Genomic DNA, 22,324 nt, shown 5'->3' on the forward strand with positions numbered 1-22,324 from the left:
CGTCTGACGCAGAACAACTTGGTACAACTACGGCTCGGCCGTTCGTCCATTTTTTACGTTGATGCCCAATCGTTGAGCAGCGCTTCTGCTCGCACGGATAGGGACTGGCATGGCATTCCTGAATTTGAATATTCGAGGCCGCTTGATTGTTGGTTTCAGCGCGTTGTGTGCGTTGTTGGCCGTCGTGGTGGGGACCACGATCCTCAAGGTGCGCGAGGTCGAGGCATCTACCACCCGCACGGTGCACCTTCGGGTACCGACGGCCATGACGGCGAGTGACGTCGTGGCAGGAGTTTATGCCTCACTTGCATCCCTGCGCGGCTGGCTCATCACGGGCAACGATACGTTCAAGGCCGAGCGCGCAACGCTCTGGAACGACATGCAGCGCTACGGCGCAAAAATGGACAATCTGTCGGGTCATTGGACCTCCGAGCAGAACAAAGCAGATTGGAAACAGGCCAAGCCGCTGCTCGACGAGTTGCGCAACGCGCAGGACAAGGCCGAGGCGATCGCTCACACCGCCGACGAACAGCCCGCGGCAAAGATTCTCGCGGTCGAAGCGGCGCCGCTGGCCAAGCTCATGCTCCAGAAGGCGACCTCGATCATCGAGGAGGAAGGCAACATAGCCTCGACCGACGAGCGCAAGAGCCTGCTGATCGGCTTTGCGGATCTGCGTGGCAGCATGGCGATGGCGATCGGCGCTATTCGCGCCTATCTCTTGACCGCGGACAAGACCTTCAAGACCGAGTTCGAGGAACTCTGGGCGCTCAATGAGAAGAAGTTCGAAGCGCTTGCGAAGCGGCGCTCGGAGATGACACGGGCCCAGCAAGGGGCGTTCGACGCGCTTGTTGACGCCCGCAAAAAATTCGCGCCGTTGCCGCAGAAAATGTTTGAAATCCGTGCCTCGGACCGCTGGAACATGGCGCAGTGGTTCCTGACCAACGAAGCGGCGCCGCGCGCCAACAAGCTTCTCGATATCTTTGCCGGCGCGAAAGACTCCGGCGGTGCGCGTTCGGGCGGAATGGTTTCCCGGCAGCAGGACAATCTCAAGCGCGACGGCGACGCCGTCCTCGCCGAGACCGGCTTCCTGATGACCCTGCTTTGGGTGCTGCTCGGCGTTGGCATCGGCGTCGCGGTGACTGTCGTCTACCTGACCAATCGCTCGATCGTGCCGCCGATCCTCAACATGGTCAGCGCCATGGGGCAGCTCGCAGGCGGCGATCACTCGGTCGCGATCCCCGCGACCGACAAGAAGGACGAGATCGGCCTGATGGCCAGGGCGGTGCTGATCTTCAAGGAAAACATGATCAGGGCCAAGGAGCTTGCCGACAAGGAGGCCGAGGCGATCAAGGCGCGCGTGGCGCGGGCGGCGCGTGTCAACGAACTGACCCAGGCCTTCGACGCCAGCATATCCGCCGTGCTGCGGTCGGTTGCGTCAGCTTCCACCGAGCTGCAGGCGACGGCGTCGTCGATGACGGCGACGGCGGAAGAGACCTCCAACCAGGCGACCGCGGTCGCGGCTGCGACCGAGGAGGCCTCCTCCAATGTGCAGACCGTCGCTGCGGCGTCGGAGGAACTGGCCAGTTCTGTCAGCGAGATCGGCCGCCAGGTGGCGCAGTCGGCTGCGATCGCCCAAAAGGCCGTCCAGGAGGCCGGTCGCACCAATACGACGGTGCAAGGCCTCTATGACGGTGCCGCCAGCATTGGCGACGTGGTCAAGCTTATCAACGACATCGCGTCGCAGACCAACCTGCTCGCGCTCAACGCCACGATCGAAGCGGCGCGCGCCGGCGAAGCCGGCAGGGGATTCGCCGTGGTGGCCTCCGAGGTCAAGAGTCTCGCCGAGCAGACCGCCAAGGCAACCGAGCAGATCGGTGCCCAGATTACGTCGATCCAGAACTCGTCGAGCGATGCGGTCACTGCGATCCGGGGCATCAGCGCGACGATCACTGAAATGAACGAGATTGCGTCGGCGATTGCCAGCGCCGTTGAAGAACAGGGGTCGGCCACGCAGGAGATCGCCCGCAACGTCCAGCAGGCGGCGCTCGGCACCGGCGAAATCTCGGCGAACGTCGTCGGGGTTCAGCAGGCCGCCGGCGATACCGGCGCCGCTGCCCACCAGGTGCTGCAGGCGTCCAGCGAGTTGTCGAAGCAGTCAGAGACGATGCGCGGCGAAGTCGAGACCTTCCTTAGCAACATCAAGGCTGCTTAGCTCGAGAGGGGCGCTACTTCCTGACGCAGATGACGCGAACCACGGACGCCTTGGCGTCGCTCGCCCCGCCGCTTGCGTTCACGCCATTCGCCTGAAGGAAGGCGCGCACGCGGTCAGCCGGCACCAGTACCGCCTGCGCCGCCGGCGCCGCATTGGCCGGGCCGGCCACGTGGGTCGGCTTCAACAATGCGATCCCGGCAAACTTGCCGTCACTGTCAATCGCGGGGCTGCCGGAAAATCCGACAGCCGGCGGCGGTGACACCGCGGTCTCGCCGCCGCCGACGGATGCCAGCGCGGCCTTGAGGCTCGACACACCGGCCGCTCCGCCCTGGCTCTGTGGATCAGCGATACCGATGATATCGACACTCGTCTTCGCCGCGCCGTCAGCAAGGCTGAACGGCTTCAGGCCGCGTGCGCCGTAGATGTGTAACAGCGCGAGACCGCGCTCCTTGTCCTCGGCGACACGGTCGGCACTGCCATGGCCCGCGATCGTGATCGCGAGGCAGCCGTCGGTGACGAGGCGGTCGGCAACGATTGCGCCATCGTCACTGACGACAGTGCCGGTGCCGTACTCGACGGTCTTGCGCGGCGGCGGCCCGGCCTGCGGCCCAGGCGGAAATGCATTGAAGGCGCTCGACATCGCGATCACGACCGGCTCGACCGTATTCTCGGTCGCTTGGTCGTAGAGAATCGTCATGGTACGGACCTCGTCGCCTCTAAAGGCGCCGCGGACGTAAAACTTCTTGAGGCCCTGCAAGCCCGACAGGACGAAGAAGTCGGGCTTTACCACGGTGTAGTCGACCTTGCGCCCGGACGGCTCTTTCTCCAGCTCCGCGAGCTTCGCCGAGGTCGGGTTCGCCTCCTTGCGGCGGCTGAGCAGCACCTGCACGGTTCCGGTCGGCGAGGTCCATTTCGAGCCGTTGGCGTCGCTCGCCTGCTGCGTCACCAGCTTTGAGGGAATGCCGAGCCGGGCGCCGCTGGTCGGCTCCGTCACGATCTTCCAGCCGACGCTGTCCTGCTTCTTTCGTGCCGTCTCGGCCAGCGCGGCGCGCTCCTGCGGATTGAGCACGCCGGTCGGCTTGCCGCCCTTGGCCTTCTGGTAATCCTTGATGGCGGTGACCATGCGTTCGCTGACGTCGCCGGTGATGGCGCCGTTGTACTGGCCGACCCAGGCGAGATCGGATTGCAGCGACAGCCGCTCTGCTTTTGCCATGGCATCGGCCGTCGCCGAGGGCGTCTGCATCGCCGGAGGCTTGACCGGAACGGTCTGAACCGTTTTCGGGGTGGAGCCGGGGATTTGTGGCGCGGTCATCTGGGCCTGCGCGCCTGTGGTAGCCGCAAACATCAAGGTTGCCGCAAGCATCGATCTCATGACAAATCCAACCAGCCCATTGAACGCGGTGTCATTGAAGCACATCTCGTTGGTCGCGAACAATGTTGGGGTGGTTCAGGTGTTTGACCCTCATCCTGAGGAGCCGCGCAAGCGGCGCCTCGAAGGATGCAGGCCCGGCTGAGGCAGCGAGGCCCCTTCATGGTTCGAGACGGCGCTTCGCGCCTCCTCACCATGGGGGAGGGAGTTGGAAGGAATACGATGCTGAGCCCGGACGAACTCGAACGCTATGCCCGCCATATCGTGTTGCGCGATGTCGGCGGTCCGGGCCAGGCCGCGCTGAAGCGGGCTTCCGCGCTGGTGATCGGCGCCGGCGGGCTCGGCGCGCCCGCTTTGATGTATCTGGCCGCAGCCGGCATCGGCACGCTCGGCGTCGTCGACGACGACGTTGTGTCGCTGTCCAACCTGCAGCGCCAGGTGATCCACACCACGCCCGATATCGGCCGGCACAAGGTCGAGAGCGCGGCCGAGCGGATCGCGGAGCTCAATCCGCATGTCCGTTTCGTCGGTCACGCCACCTGGCTCAAGGCCGACAATGCGCTCAGCCTGATCGGCGACTACGACCTCGTGCTCGACGGCTCCGACAATTTTTCCACGCGCTATCTGGTCTCGGATGCCTGCTTCTTCGCGAAGCGGCCGCTGATTACCGCTGCGCTCGGCACCTTCGACGGCTCGCTCACGACCATCCGCGCGCATGAGACGAACGAGCAGGGCGAGGTTAACCCGACCTATCGCTGCCTGTTTCCGGAGGCGCCGCCGCCCGGCACCGTACCGGCATGCGCGGAAGCCGGCGTCATGGGTGCGCTGGCGGGCGTGCTCGGCTCGATGATGGCGCTGGAGGCAATCCGCGAGATCGTCGGTTTCGGCGACGGCCTTGTCGGCCGCCTCCTGATGATCGATGCGCGCGCGATGCGCTTCGAGACGCTGCGCTACGGGCGCGATCCGGCCAATCCGCTCAACGGTGATGGGCCTGTGGTCACCGACCTCAGCGCCCATCGCACCTGATTGCCGCGGTTACGCCGTGGCCGGTTTCTCGCTGTCGAGATGCGCCATCTGCTCGGCGGCGTAGCGCGTTCCGGAGGCGACATCCGGCGGGAAGGCCTCTGCCAGTGCAGCGAGATGCGCCTGTGTCAGCGTGAACCGGGTCGCGCCGAGCGCTTCGGTGAGACGATTGCGAGTTCTCGCGCCAACCAGCGGCACGATCTCCTTGCCCTGCGCCGCCACCCAGGCGATCGCGACCTGCGCCGGCGTGGCGCCGATCTCGGCGGCAATCGCTCGGAGGGATTCCACCAGCGCGAGATTGGCATCGAGGTTCGCGCCCTGGAAACGCGGCGTCATCAGCCGGTAGTCTCTGCCGGCTTTGCCCTTGTCCTTGGTCCAGTGGCCGCTGATCAGTCCGCGCGCGAGCACGCCGTAAGCCGTGATGCCGATGCCGAGTTCGCGGCAGGTCTTGAGGATATCGCGCTCGATGCCGCGCTCGATCAGCGAATATTCGATCTGGAGATCGACGATCGGGTGCACGGCATGGGCGCGGCGGATGGTATCGGAGCCGACCTCTGACAGGCCGATATGCCTGATGTAGCCGGCCTTCACGAGATCGGCGAGGCCGCCGATGGTCTCCTCGATGGGCACGTTCGGATCGAGCCGCGCCGGGCGATAGATGTCGATATAGTCGGTGCCGAGGCGTTGCAGTGAGTAGGCGAGGAAGTTTTTGGTCGCCGCTGGCTTCGTGTCCATTCCCGAGAATTCGCCGGCGGGACCACGCAACGCGCCGAACTTCACGCTGATCTGCACTTTTTCGCGTGAGACATCCTTCAGCGCCTCGCGGACAAGCATCTCATTATGACCCATGGCGTAAAAATCGCCGGTGTCGAGCAGCGTGACGCCGGCATCGAGCGCCGCATGGATGGTGGCGATGCTCTCGCCGCGATCGGTGGGACCATAGAGATCCGACATGCCCATGCAGCCGAGCCCGAGGCCGGAGACGGTGGGGCCGGTTGAACCGAGTTTGCGCTGTTCCATGATGGCTCTCCTCGAAAGGCGGCTGATGCGCCGCGTGACGAGGCCAGATATGCGCCAACTCGATTGCGCGGATAAGCTGGACAATCCGGAATGGCTTGTTCACATTATCGAACAATGACCAAGCCCGACTTGCGCGATCTCGATGTCTTCGTGGCCGTCGCCCGCACCCGCAATTTCCGGCGTGCCGCGATCGAAATGCGTGTGTCCGTGTCGAGCCTTAGTCAGCGGCTGCGGGATCTCGAAGAGCGCCTCGGCGTCCGCCTGCTGAACCGGACCACCCGCAGCGTCGCCCTGACCGAGGCGGGCGAGCTGCTGCTGTCGCGGGTGGCGCCGGCGCTGCGCGATGTCGGCGATGCGCTCGATCAGGTGCGGGGCCTGCGCGAGGTCGCCTCGGGCCGCCTGCGCATCAATGCGCCGCCGCCGGCGGTCGATCTCGTGCTGGCGCCGATGGCCGGGCCGTTTCTCGCAGCGTATCCGCAGGTCGATCTCGACATCGTCTCTGAGAGCGGCTTCGTCGACATCGTCACTGCCGGCTTCGATGCCGGCGTGCGCTATGGCGAGCATCTCGCACAGGACATGGTGGCGATCCCGCTGAGCGGCCCGCAGCGCTACGTCGTCGTCGCATCGCCTGCTTACCTCGCGCGCCGCGGTAGGCCGAAACATCCGAAGGATCTGCTCGGGCATGATTGCATCCGCGCTCGCTACTCGAGCGGCGTCATGCACGATCTGGAGTTTGAGAAAGCCGGTCAGGTCGTGAAGGTCGATCCGCCCGCAAAACTGATCTCGACGAATATGACCCTGGCGATGCGCGCCGCGCTCGACGGCGCCGGCATCTGGGCAACGATCGACGGCTATGTCGGCGAAGCCCTGCAGTCCGGCGCCCTGGTCAGCCTGATGGAAGATTGGTGCGAGCCGTTCCCCGGCCCGTTCCTTTATTACCCGAGCCGGCGGCAAACGCCGCCCGCGCTGCGGGCCTTCATCGATTTCGTCGCCGACTGGCGCAAGCGCGACACGCGAAGCAAATAAGTTCTCAGAGCATGCTCGGCAGCACGCGATCCGGCGGCTTGTGGGCGTCGAGGAAGGTGCGGATGTTGATGATCACCTTCTCGCCCATCTCGACGCGGCCTTCGATCGTGGCCGAGCCCATATGCGGCAGCAGCGTCACCTTGCCGGCCTTGGCGAGCCGCACCAGCTTCGGGTTGACCGCGGGCTCGTGCTCGTAGACGTCGAGGCCGGCGCCGGCGATCTCGCCGCCTTCGATCAGCTTGATCAGCGTGTCCTCGTCGGTCACCTCGCCGCGCGCGGTATTGACGATGTAGGCGTCTTTCCGGATCAGCTTCAGCCGCCGCGCCGAGAGCAAATGATAGGTCGCCGGCGTATGCGGACAGTTCACCGAGATGATGTCCATCCGCGCCAGCATCTGGTCGAGGCTTTCCCAATAGGTCGCGCCAAGCTCTTCGGCAATCTTCGGCGCGACGGGACGGCGGTTGTGATAGTGGATCTGCAGGCCGAAGGCGCGGGCGCGGCGCGCGACCGCCTGGCCGATCCGGCCCATGCCGATGATGCCGAGCCGCTTGCCGCCGATGCGGTGGCCGAGCATCCAGGTCGGCGACCAGCCCGGCCAGGGTTTTCCCTCGGTCAGGATCGAGGCGCCTTCGATCATCCGCCTGGGCACGGCGAGGATCAGCGCCATGGTCATGTCGGCGGTATCCTCGGTCAGAACTTTCGGCGTGTTGGTGACGGTGATGCCGCGGGCGTGCGCGGCTTCGACGTCGATATTGTCGACGCCGTTGCCGAAATTGGCGATCAGCCGCAGCTTGCAGTCGGGCTGGTTGACGATGTCAGCGCTGATATGGTCGGTGACCGTTGGAACCAGCACATCGGCGGTGCGTGCGGCTTCCGCGATCTGGTCGGCGGACATCGGCGTGTCCTCGAGATTGATCCGCGCGTCGAACAATTCGCGCATCCGCGTCTCGATTGAATCCGGCAGCTTGCGCGTCACCACGACGAGGGGCTTTTTCTTCACCGACATGTCCTGCTCTCATGGGGCATCGCAGGCCGCCTCTGTCGCCAAAGGCTGGTCGTTGAGGCCTCATTAACCCGGTTGTTCGACACTGCCCTTGCCGTGTCCGTCCCCGGCGTTTCCTCCAAGCTCTCCCGAGATTTCCGGCCGGAAAATCGGGGCAAACTGGTTGTTCAAGTGCCCGTCCTCTCTAGCAGAAGGCCGGGCCAAGACAAGAACCACGGGTCAGGCTTGGGGAACACCCGCGTGGCGGGTCGGATGTACGCGGCAGGTTGGGAATTTTGGGGTGAGGGTCCGGCAAGGCCGGGTCCTCGACGGGAGACGGGTTGATGGCGTTGGGGCGTATTTGTTCGGTGATGGCGCTCGTTTGCACCTGGTTGAGCGCTTCGGTCGGCCCCTCGCATTCGGCCAAGGAGACCACGCCCCAGACCGCCAGCGGCCTGCCGGTGCCGCGCTATGTCAGCCTCAAATCGGACCACGTGAACGTCCGCGCTGGCCCGACCAAGGACAATGACGTGGCCTGGGTCTACACCCGTTCAGGCCTGCCGGTGGAAATCACCGCCGAGTTCGAGAATTGGCGCCGGGTGCGCGATTCCGAAGGCGCCGAGGGCTGGGTCTATCACTCGCTGCTGTCGGGCCGCCGCACTGCGGTCGTCACCATGAAGCACAAGGACGACCTTGCCCCGATTTACGATCGTGCCGATCTCGACAGCGCCGTTTCAGCAAAGCTCCAGGCCGGCGTCGTTACGCAGGTGAAGAAGTGCGCTGCAAACTGGTGCCGCGTCACCGGCAACGGCTTTGACGGCTGGATTCAGCAGGAGCGCCTCTGGGGCGTGTACTCGGACGAGCAGGTCAACTGACGCCAAAAGAGGGCGAACTGCTGCCCCAACGTCATGCCCGGGCTTTGTCGCGGGCATAAACGCTCTTCTCGCCTGGCCCAAAAACGTGGATGGCCGGGACAGCCCGGCCACGACGATCTCAGATCGATTTCAGTGACGTCTCAGCGCTTCTTGCGCAGGCGCACGACCATGTCGATGCGCGCGATCTCGTAACCCTCGGGGACCTCCGGCATCTTGGACAGCGCCAGATGCGGGTCCTCGATGTCGACCAGCTCATGGCTGTTCTCGAGGTAGTAGTGATGGTGGGTGGTGATGTTGGTGTCGAAATAGGTCTTGGTACCGTCGACGCTGACCTGGCGGAGCAGGCCGGCATCGGTGAGCTGGTTCAGCGTGTTGTAGACGGTCGCCAACGACACCGGAACCTTGGCCAGCGTCGCTTCCTCGTAGAGCATTTCAGCCGTGAGGTGCCGCGCGCCCTTGCCGAATAATAGCCAGCCGAGCGCCATACGCTGGCGCGTCGGACGCAGCCCGGCGGACTGGAGCATTTCGTTGACGTCGTGCCACGGGCAGCCGGTCAAAGCCGGCTGGCGGCCGGACAGGAGGGCCGCGGCGTGAACGTCGTCATCGTGGCGGGTGGCGCTGTTTTCAGTCATTTCCAAAATCGGGCACGCGTGGACGCTAACTCTCTGCAACATATATGGAGAGATAGATGCAGATGCAAGTTTCTCGCAACTAGAGTGGTTCTAATTAGCCGGGAACCGGGCCGGCGCCCCGCCATTTTACCTTCATGAGAGCGCTTTGCTACCCGAAATGGCCTGTGTTAGAGAGCCCGCGGTTCCGCTTAGCCGATTTTGGTGCGGCCAAGCATTCAGGGCCGCGCAATCCATCCGGATCCTTCGGTATTCTCGTCTTAACAAGGGCAACAGGCGTTGCTTTTCGAATAAGATGGGCCCCGTTTTGCCGGAAACGCCGCTCAATCGGGGTTAGAACACAGAGGCTTCCGCATGCTGAACAGGCGCAACGGTTACGAATATGAAGATCTGCTGGCTTGTGCCCGCGGCGAGATGTTCGGCCCTGGCAATGCGCAATTGCCGCTGCCGCCGATGCTCATGTTCGACCGCATTACCGACATCAGCGAGACCGGCGGCGAATTCGGCAAGGGGGTGGTCCGCGCCGAGCTCGACGTGAAGCCCGACCTCTGGTTCTTTGGCTGCCACTTCAAGAACGATCCCGTGATGCCCGGCTGCCTCGGCCTCGATGCGCTATGGCAAATGGTCGGCTTCTATCTGGGTTGGACCGGGGGCGAAGGTCGAGGCCGCGCGCTTGGTCTGAACGAATTGAAGTTCAGCGGTCAGGTGCTGCCCGAGGCCCGCAAGGTTGTGTACAACGTCGACATCAAGCGCGTGATGCGTTCAAAGCTGGTGCTCGGGATTGCCGACGGATGGCTTTCGGTCGATGACCAGATTATCTATCGCGCCAAGGACCTGAAGGTCGGCCTGTTCAAGCAAGGCACGAGCCTGGGCTGAGCGCATCATCACGAAGAGAACGAGCAAGAAGACAACGAGCAGGGCGAGGCTGTCATGAGGCGGGTTGTGGTCACCGGGATGGGCATCGTCTCGTCGATCGGAAACAACACCCAGGAAGTGCTTGCGAGCCTTCACGAGGCGAAGTCGGGCATTTCTCGGGCTGAGAAACATGCCGAACTCGGCTTTCGTTCCCAGGTGCAAGGCGCGCCGACGCTCGATCCTGCGACGGTGGTCGACCGCCGCGCCATGCGTTTCCTCGGTCAGGGCGCGGCGTGGAATCACGTCGCCATGGAGCAGGCGATCCAGGATTCCGGTCTGTCGCCGGACGAGGTCTCCAACGTCCGCACCGGCATCATCATGGGCTCCGGCGGCCCGTCCGCCCGCACCATCGTCGAAGCCGCCGACATCACCCGCACAAAGGGACCCAAGCGCGTCGGGCCGTTTGCAGTGCCGAAGGCGATGTCGTCCACGGCCTCCGCGACGCTTGCGACCTGGTTCAAGATCAAGGGCGTGAACTACTCGATCTCCTCGGCCTGCGCGACGTCGAACCATTGCGTCGGCAATGCCTACGAGACGATCCAGATCGGCAAGCAGGACGTCGTCTTCGCCGGTGGCTGCGAAGAACTGGACTGGTCGCTGTCGGTGCTGTTCGACGCCATGGGCGCGATGTCCTCGAAGTACAATGACACGCCTGCCACGGCCTCGCGCCCCTACGACATCAACCGCGACGGCTTCGTCATCGCCGGCGGCGCGGGCGTGCTGGTGCTGGAAGAGCTCGAGCATGCCAAGGCGCGCGGCGCCCGCATTTACGGCGAGATCGTCGGCTACGGCGCGACTTCGGACGGCTACGACATGGTCGCGCCATCGGGTGAAGGCGCCGAGCGCTGCATGCGCATGGCGATGTCGACGGTGAAGACCAAGGTGGACTACATCAATCCCCACGCGACCTCGACCCCCGCCGGCGATCCCCCCGAGATCGACGCGCTCCGTCGGGTGTTCGGCAGCGGCGAAAAGTGCCCGCCGATCTCGGCGACCAAGGCGCTGACCGGCCACTCGCTGGGCGCCACCGGCGTGCAGGAGGCGATCTACTCGCTGCTGATGATGAACAACGGCTTCATCTGCGAGAGCGCGCACATCCAGGAGCTCGACCCCGTGTTCGCGGACATGCCGATCGTGCGCAAGCGCATCGACAATGTCAAAATCGGTACCGTGCTGTCGAACTCCTTCGGCTTCGGCGGCACCAATGCAACGCTGGTGTTCAGCCGGCTGGATGCGTGATGCCATTGTTGGCGGACTGTTGATTTTCTCGTCATGGCCGGGCTTGTCCCGGCCATCCACGTATTGGCCCCGGGGTTGGAAGTGCTGATACCCGGGACATCCAGCGCGACGACGCGCTTCGCGCTTTTGCCCGCATGACGAAAACGGAAGGTAATGGCGAGATGGAAGGTTTGATGAAAGGCAAGCGCGGTCTGATCATGGGCATCGCCAATGATCATTCGATCGCCTGGGGCATGGCGAAGACGCTGCATGCCCACGGTGCCGAGCTCGCCTTCACCTTCCAGGGCGAGGCTCTGGGCAAGCGGGTCAAGCCGCTGGCCGAACAGCTCGGTGTCGATCTGGTGCTGCCTTGCGACGTCGAGGACATCGCCAGCGTCGATGCCACCTTCGGTGTGCTGCGCGAGAAGTGGGGCAAGCTCGACTTCGTAATCCACGCCATCGGTTTTGCCGACAAGAACGAACTCAAGGGCCGCTACGCCGACACCAGCCGCGAGAACTTTTCGCGCACCATGGTGATCTCCTGCTTCTCGTTCACGGAGGTCGCCAAGCGCGCCGCCGAGCTGATGATGGAGGGCGGCAGCATGATCACGCTGACCTTCGGCGCCTCCGAGCGTGCGATGCCGAATTACAACGTGATGGGCGTGGCCAAGGCGGCGCTGGAGGCCTCCGTGCGCTATCTCGCCTCCGATTTCGGGCCGCGCGGCATCCGCGTCAACGCGATCTCCGCAGGCCCCATCCGCACGCTCGCGGGTTCGGGCATCGGCGAGGCGCGCGCCATGTTCGCCTTCATGCAGAAGCATTCGCCGCTCCGCCGCGGCGTCACGCTCGACGAACTCGGCGGCTCGGCGCTGTATCTACTGTCGGATCTGTCCGGCGGCGTGACCGGCGAGATCCACTATGTCGATTCCGGCTACAACACAGTCCTGATGCCGAGGCCGGACGATTTGAAGGCCCCGGAGTAGGACTTCGCAGGGTGGGCAAAGGAGCGCAAGCGACGTGCCCACGATCTCTCAACAATTGCGCACAGAACGTGGGCACGCTTCGCTTTGCCCACCCTAAGAGAGCTGCTTCAACCCGCTGCGATCTTCTCCGCACGCTGGAATGCCGGCCGCGCCATGCAGCGCGCGAGATAGGCCTCGAAGGCGGGGCGCGATGGCACCATCTTGAACTGCCGCACCGCGAAATTCAGGCCCGAGCCGATCGTGATGTCGGCGGCCGAAAATTCCTCGCCGAGAATCCATGGTCCCCTGGCCAGCGCAGCCTCCAGCACGTCGAACACCTGCGTCGCGCTGCCCCAGGCTGCGGTCGAGGTCGGGATCTCGATCTTGGTGAAGATCTGGATGATGGCGGGCTCGATGCAGCCCGGCGAAAAGAACAGCCATTGCAGGTATCGCCCGCGGCGCGGATCGGTCACGGCGGGCGCAAGCTTCGTCTCGGGATAGCGATCGGCAATGTAGGCGCAGATCGCGGCGGCTTCGCCGAGTGCAACGTCGGCGTCGGCGAGCGCCGGCACCTTGCCCATCGGGTTGACCTTGAGGAAATCCGGCGCCTTCTGCGCGCCGGTTGAGATGTCGGTCAGCACGCGCTCGTAGGCAAGACCGCTTTCTTCCATCAGCCAGAGCGTCGTGAACGAGCGCGAGCGGGGCGACCAATAGAGCTTGATCATGGCGGGAACCTTCCATCGGCGTGAGGCGGGCGGGGCTATTCATCGCGTGTCTACTTCGAAATCGCAACGCACTACGGCTGGTCCGATGCAGCGTTCGGCCGCCACATCTTGGTCAACGCGAATGAGTGCGTGTCAGTCTTGCTTGAGATACCCGGGAAGCCCCCGATCGAGCCTGTCGGTGTGAGCGCCCGCGTTTTCTCGCGCAGGATCGCGCTGCTCGAAGCGGCCGCGGGCGGGTTGGGGAACTGGTCATTGTCGAGCTTGTTAAGCGGGTCTTCGGTCAGTCGCATGCTTGCGGCGAAGTTCGCGCCGAAATTCACAAAGGGGCGCTTGATCTCCTCGTAGCTCCGTCCGTCGATCAGGTTGATCGAGATGTTCGCGAACAAATGCGAATGCCGGATCAGATTTCCGAGCCCTTGATTGAATGTGCCGATGCCGTTCAACATCATGCGGCTGCCCGGCAATTCTCCTTTATGCGTGGTCGCAACCAGATAGCGATCGCAACTCACGTTCGGTGTGATGCCACGCACGATCGCCGGCAGACGTTCGCTGGGATCGGGAATGAAACGCGATTTCGGATGATAGAAGGGCTCGAACGCTCCCCTGGGGTAGGCGATCCTGCGAACACCGGGATCGCCGCCCGTTGCGGCTTTCACCCGCGCGAACACGAGATCGTCGAGACCCCTTCGGCTTCCTCGTTCTCGAAGATGGTTAGCCCGAACTTCTGGACGGAGTAGCGCTCGCCGATCACCGAGATCACGCCAAGCTTGCAGGGGCCGATATCCGCCGCCTGCGGCTTGCTCGCCGCCGGCTGCTTGGCCTTCGGCGCGACTTTCTTGGCGGCTGGTTTTGCCGGTGCGGGAGACGCAGAGCTTGTCGGAGGAGTTTGCGCTGATGCCGAAGTTAGAAGTGACAGCAGGACGAGCAATGGGGCAGCAGATCGAAACATGGATTCCAAGGGGATCAGAGGCGAGGGATCACGGGACACGCCACAGTAGGGTGGGAGTGTGACAACCGCAAGGTGCACCCGCTGGTCGTAATCTACCCGGTGGGCCCCTGCCGCTTCCACCGATAATACTTCATCATGAACCCGTTCGAGGGCTCGATCTCCTGCTTCTCGAACACAAAACCTTCGCGCTCGTACCAGCGCCAGGCCTTTTCGTTCTCGCGGACGCAACGCAGGTACATCTCGTCAGGCATTTGCGTGCGGGTGAAGGCGAGCAATTGCCGGCCGAGTGATTGGCCCTGATAGGCGGGCGCGACGAAGAGCATGTCGAGATAGAGCTTCGGCACATGCAGCGCCAGCATGGCGGTGATCGTGCCTTGATCGTCGGCGACGAACAGGCTCCAGCCGTCTTCGATCTCGCGCCGGATGCGCGCGCGCAGGTTTGCGAGCAGGAAGTCGCTGGCCTCGCCGAGGCCGGTCGAGACCCAGCTCTCCATCCAGACGCGGCCGACCTCATCGTATTCGCCGGCACGGGCAGGGCGGATGAGCTGATGCGACATCCGGCGCTCAGGTCCGGTGATTGCGCACGGCCGGACGCGGGCGCGCCTTGCCGGCCGACAGGCATACCACCTCCGAGATTTGCAGCAGCTGCCGGGCCAGCGGGCTGGTCTTGCGCCAGACCATGCCGATGGTGCGGGATGGTTGCGGGTCGCGGAAGCGCGTGAGCGAGACCGAGGCCGATCGCGTTTCCACGGGCACCGCCATCTCCGGGATCAACGTCACGCCGATGCCCGCGCTGACCATCTGGACCAGTGTCGACAGCGAGTTGGCATCCAGCATCTCGCGCGGCGGCGCCGATTGCATGTTGCAGAACGACAGGGCCTGATCGCGGAAACAGTGGCCCTCTTCGAGCAGCAACAGCCGCATCTCCCGTATCATCTCGCGCGAAGGTGCCGGCGTTCCCTCATCCGCGCCCGGCCGGACCAGCAGGAATTTTTCCTCGAACAGGGCGACCTCGGTGAGCGAGGGCTCGGACACCGGCAACGCCACGATGGCGGTATCGAGCCGTCCCTCCACCAGTTCCTGGATCAGCCGCGGCGTCATCGTCTCGCGCACGCGGATGTCGAGCTCCGGATGCATGCGCGTGAGATTTTTGGTGATCGTGGGCAGCAAATAGGGCGCGATCGTCGGGATCATGCCGATGCGCAGCCGTCCGGAGAACCGGTCCTGCGAGGCGCGGGCGAAATCGCCGAGTTCGTCGACCGAACGTAAAATGTCGCGGACGCGCTTTGCCAGCTCCTCGCCAAATCGGGTCAGCGCCACCTGCCGGGCGCTGCGTTCCAGCAGGAGGCCGCCGAGCGCCTCCTCCAATTCCTTGATCTGCATCGACAACGCCGGCTGCGAGATGGAACAGGACTCAGCCGCGCGGCCGAAATGGCCGTGACGCGCCAGGGCGTCGAAATAACGGAGCTGGCGCAGCGTCAGGTTCATCATCAGAAAAACTTATCGCAGCGATCATTAAAGTCAACTTCCCCTGATCGAACGCGAAGCTTAGAGTGCTTCTACCTGGTCAAAGGCGCGAGTTCGACGCCACCAGAGGAGGTATTCATGGACGACACTTCAAAGTGCCCGTTTTCGGGTGGAAAACGCGTGCCGGCAAACCGCGACTGGTGGCCGACGCAGCTCAGCATCGAGATGCTGCACAAGAATTCCGACAAGTCCGACCCGATGGACAAGGGCTTCGACTACGCCAAGGAATTCAAGTCGCTCGACCTGAACGCCGTCATCAAGGACCTGACCGCGCTGATGACGGACTCGCAGGAGTGGTGGCCCGCCGACTTCGGTCACTATGGTGGCCTCATGATCCGCATGGCTTGGCACAGCGCGGGCACGTACCGCACCACGGACGGTCGCGGTGGCGCCGGTGCCGGTCAGCAGCGTTTCGCGCCGCTCAACAGCTGGCCCGACAACGCCAATCTCGACAAGGCGCGCCGCCTGCTCTGGCCGATCAAGCAGAAGTATGGCCGCAAGCTTTCCTGGGCCGATCTGATGGTGCTGGCCGGTAACGTTGCGCTGGAATCGATGGGCTTCAAGACCTTCGGCTTCGCCGGCGGCCGCGTTGACGTGTGGGAGCCGGAAGAGCTGTATTGGGGTCCGGAAGGCACCTGGCTTGGCGATGAGCGCTACAGCGGCGAACGGCAGCTCGCCGAGCCGCTTGGCGCGGTTCAGATGGGCCTCATCTACGTCAATCCGGAAGGCCCGAACGGCAAGCCGGATCCGGTTGCCGCGGCCAAGGACATCCGCGAGACCTTCTCCCGCATGGCGATGAACGACGAGGAAACCGTCGCGCTGATCGCCGGCGGCCACAGTTTCGGCAAGACCCATGGCGCGGGGGATCCCTCGCTGGTCGGACCGGAGCCGGAAGCGGGCGCCCTCGAGGATCAGGGTCTAGGTTGGAAGAGCAAGCACGCATCGGGCCACTCGGGCGATTCCATCACCAGCGGCCTCGAGGTGACCTGGACGAAGACGCCGACGAAATGGAGCAACAACTTCTTCGAGAATCTGTTCAACTTCGAGTGGGAGCTGACCAAGAGCCCGGCCGGTGCGCAACAGTGGACTGCCAAGAACGCGGAAGCCATCATTCCCGATGCCTTCGACAAGTCGAAGAAGCATCGGCCGACGATGCTGACGACCGACCTCTCGCTGCGCTTCGATCCGGCCTATGAGAAGATCTCGCGTCGCTTCCTCGAGAACCCGGATCAGTTCGCAGATGCGTTCGCCCGCGCCTGGTTCAAGCTCACTCATCGCGACATGGGTCCGATCCAGCGCTATCTCGGCCCGCTGGTGCCGAAGGAGACGTTGATCTGGCAGGATCCGATTCCGGCCGTGAACCACGAACTGGCCAGCGACCAGGATATCGCTGCGCTGAAAACCAAGATCCTGGCTTCGGGCCTCTCGGTTTCAGAGCTGGTCTCCACCGCCTGGGCGTCGGCCTCGACGTTCCGTGGCTCGGACAAGCGTGGCGGCGCCAATGGCGCGCGCATTCGCCTTGCCCCGCAGAAGGATTGGGAGGTGAACCAGCCGGCTCAGCTCGCCAAGGTGCTCGGCAAGCTCGAAGCGGTCCAGAAGGACTTCAACGCGTCGTCAGGCGCAAAGAAGGTCTCCCTCGCGGATCTCATCGTCCTCGGCGGCACCGCCGCGGTCGAGAAGGCAGCGAAGGATGCCGGCGTCGACGTGAAGGTTGCGTTCACGCCGGGCCGCATGGATGCCTCGCAGGAGCAGACCGACGCGCCATCGTTCGCACCGCTCGAGCCGCGGGCCGATGGCTTCCGCAACTATGTCGGCAAGAGGCATCAGTTCATGCAGCAGGAAGAGGCGCTGGTCGATCGTGCGCAGCTGCTCAGACTGACCGGCCCGGAAATGACGGCGCTGGTCGGCGGCCTGCGCGTGCTCGGCGCCAACGCGAACGGTTCGAAGCACGGTGTCTTCACTTCGAAAGTGGGCACGCTGAGCAACGACTTTTTCGTCAATTTGCTCGACATGAGCACGCAGTGGGCGCCGGCAGCTGACGGCACCTACGAGGCCCGCGACCGCAAGACAAATGCGGTGAAGTGGACCGGCACGCGCGCCGACCTGATCTTCGGCGCGCACTCGCAGCTCCGCGCCTACGCGGAAGTCTATGCCACGTCGGATTCCAAGGAGCAGTTCGTGCAGGACTTCGCGAAGGCCTGGACCAAGGTGATGAACCTCGACCGGTACGACCTCGCGGCGTGAGGTGTTGCATCTCTCCCGCTCTTGTTCCCCGAAGCCTTGGCGGGGGGCGGATGCGGAAGAGATTGCTCCCGTAGCTCGGATGGAGCGCAGCGCAGTCGGCACGCCAGTCCCGCATTGCGCTTCGCTTCATGCGGGCTACGGACTGATCAACAAAACGGCACAAACAAAAAGGGCGGCCTTTCGGCCGCCCTTTCGTGTTTCTGACCGGGAGCGAGACTTACTCGCCGGCGGCTTCGCGGGGAGCCTTCTCGCCCTCGCCGCCCTTGCCTTCGAGGTCTTCGCCGGTGGTCTGGTCGACGACCTTCATCGACAGGCGGGTCTTGCCGCGGTCGTCGAAGCCGAGCAGCTTGACCTTGACCTTGTCGCCTTCCTTGACGACGTCGGAGGTCTTCTGCACGCGCGCCGAAGCGAGCTGGCTGATGTGGACGAGGCCGTCCTTGGAGCCGAAGAAGTTCACGAACGCGCCGAACTCCATCACCTTGACGACGGTGCCGTCATAGATCTGGCCGACTTCCGGATCGGATGCGATCGACTTGATCCACTTGATCGCGGCCTTCATCGCCTCGCCATCGCTCGAGGCGACCTTCACGGTGCCGTCGTCCTCGATGTTGACCTTGGCGCCGGTCTTCTCGACGATCTCGCGGATCACCTTGCCGCCGGTGCCGATCACTTCACGGATCTTGTCGGTGGCGATCTTGAAGGTCTCGATGCGCGGCGCGTATTCGCCGAGCTCGGCACGGGCATTGGTGAGCGCCTTGGCCATCTCGCCGAGGATGTGGATACGTCCATCCTTGGCCTGGGCGAGTGCGACCTTCATGATCTCTTCGGTGATGCCCTCGATCTTGATGTCCATCTGGAGCGAGGTGATGCCCTGCTCGGTGCCTGCGACCTTGAAGTCCATGTCGCCGAGATGGTCCTCGTCGCCGAGGATGTCCGAGAGAACCGCGTAGCGCTTGTCTTCGAGGATCAGGCCCATCGCGATGCCCGCGGTCGGCCGCTTCAACGGCACGCCGGCATCCATCAGCGCGAGCGAAGCGCCGCAGACCGAAGCCATCGAGGACGAGCCGTTCGATTCTGTGATCTCCGACACCACGCGCGTGGTGTAGGGGAATTCGTGGTGCGGCGGCAGCACCGGGTGGATCGCGCGCCAGGCCAGCTTGCCATGGCCGATCTCGCGGCGCTTGGTGCCGCCGAGGCGACCGGTCTCACCGACCGAGTAGGGAGGGAAGTTGTAGTGCAGCAGGAACGTCTCTTTGTACGTTCCCGACAGCGCGTCGATGTACTGCTCGTCCTCGCCGGTGCCGAGCGTGGTCACGACCAAGGCCTGGGTCTCGCCGCGGGTGAACAGCGCCGAGCCGTGGGCGCGGGGCAGTACGCCGACTTCGGCGACGATGTTGCGCACGGTCTTGCTGTCGCGGCCGTCGATGCGCTTGCCGGTGTCGAGGATGTTCCAGCGAACGATCTTGGCTTCGAGCTCCTTGAACACGCCGCCGATGCGCAGCTTGTCGTATTTCGGCTCCTGCCCTTCCGGGAAGTAATGCGCGATCACCTTTTCCTTGACCTTGCCGACCGCAGCGTAGCGATCCTGCTTGACCGGAATGGCGTAGGCGGCGCGCAGTTCCTGCTCGACCATGCCGAGCATTTCCTTTTCGAGCGCCGAATTGTCGATGACGGTGACTTCGCGCGGCTCCTTGGCGGCTTTCTCGGCGAGCTCGATGATCGCGTTGATCACCGGCTGGAAATGACGGTGACCGAACATCACCGCGCCGAGCAAGATGTCTTCGTTCAGCTCCTTGGCTTCCGATTCCACCATCAGGACGGCGTCGGCGGTGCCGGCGACGACGAGGTCGAGCTGGGTGTCGACCATTTCGTCGAGCGTCGGGTTGAGGATGAACTCGTCATTGGCGAAGCCGACGCGGGCCGCGCCGATCGGGCCCTTGAACGGTGCGCCCGACAGGGTCAGCGCCGCCGACGAGGCCACCAGCGCGACGATGTCAGGGTCGTTCTCCATGTCATGCGAAAGCACGGTGACGATCACCTGGGTCTCGTTGCGCCAGCCGTCGACGAACAGCGGACGGATCGGACGGTCGATCAGGCGGGAGACCAGCGTTTCCTTCTCGGTCGGACGGCCCTCGCGCTTGAAATAGCCGCCGGGAATGCGGCCCGCAGCGTAGGTCTTTTCCTGGTAGTCGACGGTTAGCGGCAGGAAATCGACGCCTTCGCGTGGCGACTTCGCCGCGACGACGGTGGCGAGCACCACGGTCTCGCCATAGGTGGCGACGACGGCGCCGTCGGCCTGGCGGGCCATCTTGCCCGTTTCCAGCTTGAGAGGGCGTCCGCCCCAGTCGATCTCAACTGAATGCTTATTGAACATAGAAGTTTTCTTTCATGGGTTCTCGAAAGAAGGACGGATCGAAAAACAAAAACCATGCGCAAGATTGCAGGGCGCTGACCGAAGCGGGTGATCAGCGTCCTGCGATCCTGCCATGGTTTTTGGATTTCGGATGGCGTCCATCCTTTCGGGTCATACGGGCGCCTTGCCCGTTGTGCCCAGCCGCCGGATTGCTGCTGGACTTTCAGTCGGCACGAATGCGAACACCAAACCGCGGTCTTTCGCCGATCGTGCCCCGGATGCCAGCCGTCAACGGCTCGCATCCGACGTGCGCGTGGCCTCGATCAAAAAGCTTAAAACAGGCGCTTTCGTTCGAAGCCACGTGCGAAAACGCGCGCCGTTGGCGCGCGCAAGAACTGTTAGCGACGAATGTTGTGCTTCTCGAGCAGCGCCTTGTACCGCGCTTCGTCCCGCTTCTTGACGTAGTCGAGCAGCGAGCGGCGGGTCGAGACCAGCTTCAAGAGGCCGCGACGCGAATGGTTGTCCTTCACGTGGGTCTTGAAATGGTTGGTCAGGTTGTTGATGCGTTCCGACAGGATCGCGACCTGAACCTCGGGCGAGCCGGTGTCGCCGGCCTTGTTGGCATTCGTCTTGATGACTTCCGCTTTGCGTTCTGCGGCAATCGACATCGTCAATTTCTCTCGTTGCGACCGGCTGAGGCAGTCAGGCCGGTCAGGTTGAACACACGCTTGGGGATGATTTCGCCATTGCCGACTTCGGCAAGCGCGAGAAGCCGGCCTGCCACCGTGACATAGACTGTGCCGCTACAAGTGGGCGCATCCCGTCCGCGCAACAAAACGGCCTGGCCCCGATGGAGCCTTGCCGCATCAGCCCGAGTGACGGCCAGTGCCGGGATGTCGTCCAGCGCGGTCTCAACGGGCATAAGCGCGTCCGCGAGGCTACCCTCGCCGGACGCGGCTCTATCGCACAAAGCCTCCAGCTGATCCAGTGGAATCATGTCGTTTTCGCCAAATGGGCCGACCAGGGTCCGCCGCAGCGCGCAGATATGGCCAAAAGTGCCGAGAATCCGGCCCATATCGCGGGCGAGCGCGCGGACATAGGTGCCCTTGCCGCATTCGGCCTCGAACACGGCCCGATCGTTATCCGGTTGATCCACAAGGGTTAAATGATGAATCTCGACTGGACGGGGCGCCAGCTCGACGATCTCGCCGTCGCGGGCGAGGTCGTAGGCGCGCTCGCCCTGGACCTTGATCGCGGAATAGCGCGGCGGGATCTGCTCGATCACCCCGGTGAACCGGGGCAGGAGGGCCAGGATCGCCTCCCGGGTCGGACGCTGGTCGGAGGTCGCGGTCGCCCGACCCTCGATATCGTCGGTGTCGCGCTCCTCGCCCCAGCACACCGTGAACTTGTAGCGCTTGCGGCCGTCCATGACGAAGGGAACGGTCTTGGTGGCTTCCCCGAGCGCGATCGGCAGCCCGCCCGAGGCGAGCGGATCGAGCGTGCCGGCGTGTCCGGCGCGCTTGGCGTTGAACAGGCGCTTGAGCACCGCAACCGCCTGCGTCGAGGTCATGCCGATCGGCTTGTCGAGCACCACCCAGCCATGGACGTCGCGCCGGTCGCGGCGAACCTGGTTACCCTTCTGCTTGGTGTTAGCGCGCGGATCGTTGTTGACGCGGCGCGGCTCCTGCTGCGGCTGAGAACTGTCGCCGCGATCCGCAAAATTATTTGTCTGCAGGTCGCGCTGATCGGCTTCTTCGCCGCCGATCGTGCCGTGAGCCGGGTCCATCGTCATTGGCCTTCTTCCCGATCCGAATCCGGATTCTGTTCCAAGTCCTGTTCGAAGTCCTGTTCGAGATCCTTCTGCACCGCAGGTGTTCGCAAAAGCTTCTCGATCCGTTCCGCTTCGTCGAATCGTTCGTCGACGCGGAAGCGAAGGTCAGGTGCAAATTTCAGGTTAACGCGCCGCGCGACTTCGCCGCGCAAGAACTTCTTGTTGCGTTCGAGCGCAGCGATGACGATCCCGGTGTCGCGGCCACCGAGCGGCATTACGTAGACTGTCGCGAGCTTCAGGTCGGGCGACATCCGCACCTCCGGCACGGTGATGATGTGACCTTCGAGATCCGCATCATGCACAGTGCCTTGCGCCAGAATCTCGGCCATCGCGTGGCGAACCTGCTCGCCGACGCGCAACTGACGTTGCGAGCCTCCGCCCGGAGCGGAACTCTTTTTCTGATGATGGCGTGGCATTCTTGAAAATCACCTCGTCATGCCCGTGTCTGGAACACGGGCGCTGAC

At 63.9% G+C, this 22,324-nt stretch carries 21 protein-coding genes; 8 read left to right on the top strand and 13 right to left on the bottom strand.

The window, feature by feature from the left end:
- Window positions 1–109 precede the first annotated feature (109 nt).
- Complete coding sequence (locus IVB28_RS00270) at window positions 110–2,212, top strand: methyl-accepting chemotaxis protein (protein WP_346730703.1); 2,103 nt, start codon at window positions 110–112, stop codon at window positions 2,210–2,212.
- 13 nt (window positions 2,213–2,225) lie between these two features.
- On the opposite strand, the gene IVB28_RS00275 is transcribed toward IVB28_RS00270, so the two are convergent.
- Window positions 2,226–3,584 (bottom strand): peptidoglycan-binding protein, encoded by a 1,359-nt coding sequence (locus IVB28_RS00275; RefSeq protein WP_247524072.1) that lies wholly within the window; start codon window positions 3,582–3,584, stop codon window positions 2,226–2,228.
- Window positions 3,585–3,803: 219 nt separating this feature from the next.
- On the opposite strand from IVB28_RS00275, the gene moeB reads away from it, so the two are divergent.
- Entirely contained in the window at window positions 3,804–4,607 is an 804-nt protein-coding gene (gene moeB, locus IVB28_RS00280) for a molybdopterin-synthase adenylyltransferase MoeB (RefSeq protein ID WP_247524073.1), read from the top strand.
- A 9-nt stretch (window positions 4,608–4,616) separates the two neighbouring features.
- Here the strand turns inward: moeB and IVB28_RS00285 are convergent, their stop codons facing one another.
- Complete coding sequence (locus IVB28_RS00285; RefSeq protein ID WP_247524074.1) at window positions 4,617–5,624, bottom strand: aldo/keto reductase; 1,008 nt, start codon at window positions 5,622–5,624, stop codon at window positions 4,617–4,619.
- A gap of 114 nt (window positions 5,625–5,738) precedes the next feature.
- Here IVB28_RS00285 and IVB28_RS00290 point away from each other — a divergent pair, with 114 nt between their 5' ends.
- Window positions 5,739–6,650 carry a LysR family transcriptional regulator gene (locus tag IVB28_RS00290; protein WP_247524075.1) on the top strand — a complete coding sequence of 304 codons (912 nt, stop codon included), beginning with the start codon at window positions 5,739–5,741 and terminating at the stop codon, window positions 6,648–6,650.
- A gap of 4 nt (window positions 6,651–6,654) precedes the next feature.
- On the opposite strand, the gene IVB28_RS00295 is transcribed toward IVB28_RS00290, so the two are convergent.
- The gene (locus IVB28_RS00295; RefSeq protein WP_212243473.1) at window positions 6,655–7,656 is read right to left on the bottom strand and encodes a D-glycerate dehydrogenase; all 1,002 of its coding nucleotides are present in this window, start codon (window positions 7,654–7,656) and stop codon (window positions 6,655–6,657) included.
- Between the two features lie 320 nt (window positions 7,657–7,976).
- On the opposite strand from IVB28_RS00295, the gene IVB28_RS00300 reads away from it, so the two are divergent.
- The gene (locus IVB28_RS00300; protein ID WP_247524076.1) at window positions 7,977–8,507 is read left to right on the top strand and encodes an SH3 domain-containing protein; all 531 of its coding nucleotides are present in this window, start codon (window positions 7,977–7,979) and stop codon (window positions 8,505–8,507) included.
- A 140-nt stretch (window positions 8,508–8,647) separates the two neighbouring features.
- Here IVB28_RS00300 and irrA read toward each other — a convergent pair whose 3' ends face one another.
- The gene (irrA, locus tag IVB28_RS00305) at window positions 8,648–9,139 is read right to left on the bottom strand and encodes an iron response transcriptional regulator IrrA (protein WP_247524077.1); all 492 of its coding nucleotides are present in this window, start codon (window positions 9,137–9,139) and stop codon (window positions 8,648–8,650) included.
- A gap of 351 nt (window positions 9,140–9,490) precedes the next feature.
- Between irrA and fabA the strand changes: the two genes are divergently transcribed.
- The 3 genes from fabA to fabI all read left to right on the top strand — a co-directional run bounded on the left by fabA (window position 9,491) and on the right by fabI (window position 12,252).
- Entirely contained in the window at window positions 9,491–10,012 is a 522-nt protein-coding gene (gene fabA / locus IVB28_RS00310; protein WP_247524078.1) for a bifunctional 3-hydroxydecanoyl-ACP dehydratase/trans-2-decenoyl-ACP isomerase, read from the top strand.
- 54 nt (window positions 10,013–10,066) lie between these two features.
- Window positions 10,067–11,290, top strand: coding sequence for a beta-ketoacyl-ACP synthase I (gene fabB / locus IVB28_RS00315; RefSeq protein ID WP_247524079.1), 1,224 nt, complete (start codon window positions 10,067–10,069; stop codon window positions 11,288–11,290).
- Window positions 11,291–11,451: 161 nt separating this feature from the next.
- A complete protein-coding gene (gene fabI, locus IVB28_RS00320) occupies window positions 11,452–12,252 on the top strand; it encodes an enoyl-ACP reductase FabI (protein ID WP_247525309.1) in 801 nt (266 codons plus the stop codon).
- Between the two features lie 107 nt (window positions 12,253–12,359).
- On the opposite strand, the gene IVB28_RS00325 is transcribed toward fabI, so the two are convergent.
- The 5 genes from IVB28_RS00325 to IVB28_RS00345 form a co-directional block, all read right to left on the bottom strand.
- Window positions 12,360–12,956: a glutathione S-transferase family protein gene (locus IVB28_RS00325; protein WP_247524080.1), complete on the bottom strand. Its 597-nt coding sequence runs from the start codon at window positions 12,954–12,956 to the stop codon at window positions 12,360–12,362.
- Between the two features lie 71 nt (window positions 12,957–13,027).
- Window positions 13,028–13,624: a hypothetical protein gene (locus IVB28_RS00330; RefSeq protein WP_247524081.1), complete on the bottom strand. Its 597-nt coding sequence runs from the start codon at window positions 13,622–13,624 to the stop codon at window positions 13,028–13,030.
- The gene (locus tag IVB28_RS00335) at window positions 13,609–13,905 is read right to left on the bottom strand and encodes a hypothetical protein (RefSeq protein WP_247524082.1); all 297 of its coding nucleotides are present in this window, start codon (window positions 13,903–13,905) and stop codon (window positions 13,609–13,611) included. The genes IVB28_RS00330 and IVB28_RS00335 overlap by 16 nt, the downstream gene beginning before the upstream one ends.
- A 92-nt stretch (window positions 13,906–13,997) precedes the next feature.
- Window positions 13,998–14,462, bottom strand: coding sequence for a GNAT family N-acetyltransferase (locus IVB28_RS00340; protein WP_247524083.1), 465 nt, complete (start codon window positions 14,460–14,462; stop codon window positions 13,998–14,000).
- A 7-nt stretch (window positions 14,463–14,469) separates the two neighbouring features.
- Complete coding sequence (locus IVB28_RS00345; RefSeq protein WP_247524084.1) at window positions 14,470–15,396, bottom strand: hydrogen peroxide-inducible genes activator; 927 nt, start codon at window positions 15,394–15,396, stop codon at window positions 14,470–14,472.
- Window positions 15,397–15,510: 114 nt separating this feature from the next.
- Here IVB28_RS00345 and katG point away from each other — a divergent pair, with 114 nt between their 5' ends.
- Window positions 15,511–17,676 carry a catalase/peroxidase HPI gene (gene katG / locus IVB28_RS00350; RefSeq protein WP_247524085.1) on the top strand — a complete coding sequence of 722 codons (2,166 nt, stop codon included), beginning with the start codon at window positions 15,511–15,513 and terminating at the stop codon, window positions 17,674–17,676.
- A gap of 217 nt (window positions 17,677–17,893) precedes the next feature.
- Here the strand turns inward: katG and pnp are convergent, their stop codons facing one another.
- The 4 genes from pnp to rbfA form a co-directional block, all read right to left on the bottom strand.
- Window positions 17,894–20,050, bottom strand: coding sequence for a polyribonucleotide nucleotidyltransferase (pnp, locus tag IVB28_RS00355; RefSeq protein WP_247524086.1), 2,157 nt, complete (start codon window positions 20,048–20,050; stop codon window positions 17,894–17,896).
- 377 nt (window positions 20,051–20,427) lie between these two features.
- Complete coding sequence (rpsO, locus tag IVB28_RS00360; protein WP_247524087.1) at window positions 20,428–20,697, bottom strand: 30S ribosomal protein S15; 270 nt, start codon at window positions 20,695–20,697, stop codon at window positions 20,428–20,430.
- 2 nt (window positions 20,698–20,699) lie between these two features.
- Window positions 20,700–21,821 carry a tRNA pseudouridine(55) synthase TruB gene (gene truB, locus IVB28_RS00365; RefSeq protein WP_247524088.1) on the bottom strand — a complete coding sequence of 374 codons (1,122 nt, stop codon included), beginning with the start codon at window positions 21,819–21,821 and terminating at the stop codon, window positions 20,700–20,702.
- Window positions 21,818–22,276: a 30S ribosome-binding factor RbfA gene (gene rbfA / locus IVB28_RS00370; protein WP_247524089.1), complete on the bottom strand. Its 459-nt coding sequence runs from the start codon at window positions 22,274–22,276 to the stop codon at window positions 21,818–21,820. The genes truB and rbfA overlap by 4 nt, the downstream gene beginning before the upstream one ends.
- Window positions 22,277–22,324 lie beyond the last annotated feature (48 nt).

This window comes from Bradyrhizobium sp. 199, from assembly GCF_023073355.1.
Classification (GTDB): Bacteria; Pseudomonadota; Alphaproteobacteria; order Rhizobiales; family Xanthobacteraceae; genus Bradyrhizobium.

Coding starts and splice junctions, on each gene's coding strand:
- IVB28_RS00270 (WP_346730703.1), top strand. CDS start 110: ATGGCATTCCTGAATTTGAATATTCGAGGCCGCTTGATTGTTGGTTTC.
- IVB28_RS00275 (WP_247524072.1), bottom strand. CDS start 3,584: ATGAGATCGATGCTTGCGGCAACCTTGATGTTTGCGGCTACCACAGGC.
- moeB (WP_247524073.1), top strand. CDS start 3,804: ATGCTGAGCCCGGACGAACTCGAACGCTATGCCCGCCATATCGTGTTG.
- IVB28_RS00285 (WP_247524074.1), bottom strand. CDS start 5,624: ATGGAACAGCGCAAACTCGGTTCAACCGGCCCCACCGTCTCCGGCCTC.
- IVB28_RS00290 (WP_247524075.1), top strand. CDS start 5,739: ATGACCAAGCCCGACTTGCGCGATCTCGATGTCTTCGTGGCCGTCGCC.
- IVB28_RS00295 (WP_212243473.1), bottom strand. CDS start 7,656: ATGTCGGTGAAGAAAAAGCCCCTCGTCGTGGTGACGCGCAAGCTGCCG.
- IVB28_RS00300 (WP_247524076.1), top strand. CDS start 7,977: ATGGCGTTGGGGCGTATTTGTTCGGTGATGGCGCTCGTTTGCACCTGG.
- irrA (WP_247524077.1), bottom strand. CDS start 9,139: ATGACTGAAAACAGCGCCACCCGCCACGATGACGACGTTCACGCCGCG.
- fabA (WP_247524078.1), top strand. CDS start 9,491: ATGCTGAACAGGCGCAACGGTTACGAATATGAAGATCTGCTGGCTTGT.
- fabB (WP_247524079.1), top strand. CDS start 10,067: ATGAGGCGGGTTGTGGTCACCGGGATGGGCATCGTCTCGTCGATCGGA.
- fabI (WP_247525309.1), top strand. CDS start 11,452: ATGGAAGGTTTGATGAAAGGCAAGCGCGGTCTGATCATGGGCATCGCC.
- IVB28_RS00325 (WP_247524080.1), bottom strand. CDS start 12,956: ATGATCAAGCTCTATTGGTCGCCCCGCTCGCGCTCGTTCACGACGCTC.
- IVB28_RS00335 (WP_247524082.1), bottom strand. CDS start 13,905: ATGTTTCGATCTGCTGCCCCATTGCTCGTCCTGCTGTCACTTCTAACT.
- IVB28_RS00340 (WP_247524083.1), bottom strand. CDS start 14,462: ATGTCGCATCAGCTCATCCGCCCTGCCCGTGCCGGCGAATACGATGAG.
- IVB28_RS00345 (WP_247524084.1), bottom strand. CDS start 15,396: ATGATGAACCTGACGCTGCGCCAGCTCCGTTATTTCGACGCCCTGGCG.
- katG (WP_247524085.1), top strand. CDS start 15,511: ATGGACGACACTTCAAAGTGCCCGTTTTCGGGTGGAAAACGCGTGCCG.
- pnp (WP_247524086.1), bottom strand. CDS start 20,050: ATGTTCAATAAGCATTCAGTTGAGATCGACTGGGGCGGACGCCCTCTC.
- rpsO (WP_247524087.1), bottom strand. CDS start 20,697: ATGTCGATTGCCGCAGAACGCAAAGCGGAAGTCATCAAGACGAATGCC.
- truB (WP_247524088.1), bottom strand. CDS start 21,821: ATGACGATGGACCCGGCTCACGGCACGATCGGCGGCGAAGAAGCCGAT.
- rbfA (WP_247524089.1), bottom strand. CDS start 22,276: ATGCCACGCCATCATCAGAAAAAGAGTTCCGCTCCGGGCGGAGGCTCG.